Source organism: Candidatus Polarisedimenticolia bacterium (assembly GCA_035764505.1).
In the GTDB taxonomy this organism is placed as follows: domain Bacteria; phylum Acidobacteriota; class Polarisedimenticolia; order Gp22-AA2; family AA152; genus AA152.
Window position 1 is genome coordinate 1 of sequence record DASTZC010000001.1, and the last position, 2,465, is coordinate 2,465.

The window sequence follows — 2,465 nt, forward strand, 5'->3', positions numbered from 1 at the left end:
GAAAACGACGGTACCTTCGTCACGCTCCAGAAATGGACTCAGGGGGCCGACAACCCGACGGTCATGTCGACGGCCGGCCCGTTTGATTTGTCTCCCTTCAATGCCACGCATGGCCCCACCGTGAAGCTGCGCTTCCGCTTCCAGAGTGCTGCCAACTGGGTGGGCGGCCAGAACAACGCCACCGGATGGGACGTGGACGATATCGTCCTGACCTACTCGACCCTCGTCTGTGAGAGCACGGTCTGCTCCAGCTGCACGGCGCCTTCGTCTCTGACTAACAACAGCGCGGTCGACGTGAGCGCATGCGCTAATTCAGGCGTGCTCGTCTCCTGGAGTCAGGACGCCGGCTCCTGGGGAGACACCTCCGGCACGCGCGGCTACGTGGTGCTGCGGGATGGGGCGGCAATTGCCTCCGGTCCCTGTTCCGGCACGCTGCCGTATGGAACGACGTCATGCACCGATACCACGGCGCCGGCCGGCGTGGCGGCCAATTACAAGGTGCGCTACGTCAACGGCTGTGCGTCGGTAGCGGATACTTCGGGAGCCTCAGCCACGGATGCCGCGCTCGCGGTGCCGGCCGACGTCACCAACTCGCTGGTGGTTCTCGAGAGCGGCGGAAACCTCTCGCTGACCTGGGACGCCGTTCCGGGCGCGACCCGCTACAACATCTATATGGGGACGCCCGGCACCTGGACCCCCGCCATCTTCACGGCGACGGGCCTGAACGGGGTGAACTCCTGCTTCGAGCCGTCGAACTCGGCCACCTTTGCGTCGCCGCCTGGCGACGCCTACTTCCTCGTCTCGGCCGACAACGTCTGCTGGGAGAGCAGCCTGGGACCGTCGACGCCGTCGAATCCGCGGCCCTACGCTTCGCCTTCCTGCAGCCCACACTAGTCTGGACTGCGCCGGGTCGGACCGGCGCCTGATGGTCACCCACGGAGCGGCACGCTCGTGCCGCTCCGTCCGGTCATTCGTTCCCCCCGAACTCCTTGAATTCCCGGCAAGAGGGGTCAGAATGGGTCAGCAGTTCTGACTGTCCCTCCGAGTCGCTCCCGGTCACGACGCGGCGAGACGCGTGCCAGGGAGGTTTCTCATGATTGCAGTCACTGGAATCTTCAAATCCAGCACCGATGCCGAGAACGCCGTCCGGCGGCTCCGCAGCATGGGTATCGAAGGGGAGCACCGGCTCAACATCCTGACTCCGCGCTCGTCGGATCAGGAAATCGCGCAGGTGCCGACCTCCGACACCGAGCAGCCCGGGATGGGCGCGGCCGTGGGCGGAGTGGTCGGCACCGTAGGAGGACTGGGAGTCGGCACGGCGGTTACCAGCTTGCTGATTCCGGGCATCGGGCCCGTCGTCGCCGCCGGGATCGTCGCAGCCGGGATCCTTGGCGCCGTCGCCGGGGCCAAGGCGGGAGACAAGCTCGAAGATGCGATGACCGACGGTCCCCCGAAGGACGAGATGTTCCTCTACGAGGATGCCTTGCGGCACGGCCGCTCCGTGGTCATCGCGCTGGCCGACGGCGACCAGGAGGCCGACTCCGTGCGCGCCAGCCTGACGGACTCCGGCGCTCTGGACATCGATGCGGCGCGCAAGTCATGGTGGATCGGCCTGCGGGACGTCGAGAAGGAGCACTACGAAGGCGAGGTCGGGGACTTTACGAGCGTCGAGCCGATCTATCGGCGCGGCTTCGAATCGGCCTTCTATCCCGAGATTCGCGGCCGCTCCTATGACGACGCCAAGGAACACCTGCGCTCCATGCACGCCGACGTCGTCGACCAGGAGCCGTTCCAGCGCGGCTACTACCGCGGCCAGGAGACCTACCGGAAGCTGCTGAAGAAATAGAGAAGGTTCTCGAGCCGAAGCGGTGTGCTAGACTCCGGTCCATGGCTTCCGGGATCGAAGAGGATCCGACTCTCTCTCCCGAGGAAATCCGAGCACAGATACCGTCCGGACACCCGACCCGAATCGGGCGCTACCGGCTGGTGCGCGTGCTCGGTGAGGGCGGGATGGGCACGGTCTACGAGGCCGTGCAGGAGAACCCGCGCCGCACGGTCGCACTGAAGGTCGTGCGTGGCGGGCTGCTCTCGCAGCGCCTGGCTCGCCGCTTCGAGCTGGAGGCCGAGCTGCTCGGCCGGCTGCAGCATCCGGGCATGCCTGGTCCGAGGTGCTGGCGCTCAAGCAGGAGATCTACGACATCGAGAAATCGCAGCGCGCCCCGGGGGCGGTCGAGAACGGCATCAATCTCACCGATATCGGCGAGACCCGTCTCGCATTGAAGCAGTACGACGAGGCGCGCCAGGTGCTCGAGGAGGCCCTCGCAATACGGGAGAAGGGGCTGCCCCCCGGCGACTGGCGGATCGAAAACACCCGCTCGCTTCTCGGCGTGTTGCTGGCCGGGCTGGGCCGCCGGGCGGAGGCGGAGAAGCTGCTCACCTCCTCGGTGTCCGCCATTGCCGCGTCG

4 protein-coding genes are annotated in these 2,465 nt (G+C 66.7%); 3 read left to right on the top strand and 1 reads right to left on the bottom strand.

The features are described 5' to 3' along the window. Together VFW45_00005 and VFW45_00010 are read left to right on the top strand one after the other, a co-directional pair. Window positions 1-894: hypothetical protein (locus VFW45_00005; GenBank protein HEU5179145.1), on the top strand; the 894-nt coding region annotated here is incomplete at its 5' end. 199 nt (window positions 895-1,093) lie between these two features. After that, window positions 1,094-1,846, top strand: a complete 753-nt coding sequence (locus VFW45_00010) for a hypothetical protein (protein ID HEU5179146.1) — start codon at window positions 1,094-1,096, stop codon at window positions 1,844-1,846. Here VFW45_00010 and VFW45_00015 read toward each other — a convergent pair. Beyond that, window positions 1,822-2,148: a hypothetical protein gene (locus tag VFW45_00015; protein ID HEU5179147.1), complete on the bottom strand. Its 327-nt coding sequence runs from the start codon at window positions 2,146-2,148 to the stop codon at window positions 1,822-1,824. The two genes, VFW45_00010 and VFW45_00015, sit on opposite strands and share 25 nt — an antisense overlap. Window positions 2,149-2,168: 20 nt before the next feature. On the opposite strand from VFW45_00015, the gene VFW45_00020 reads away from it, so the two are divergent. Beyond that, a partial coding sequence (locus VFW45_00020) for a tetratricopeptide repeat protein (GenBank protein HEU5179148.1) occupies window positions 2,169-2,465 on the top strand: 297 nt, incomplete at its 3' end.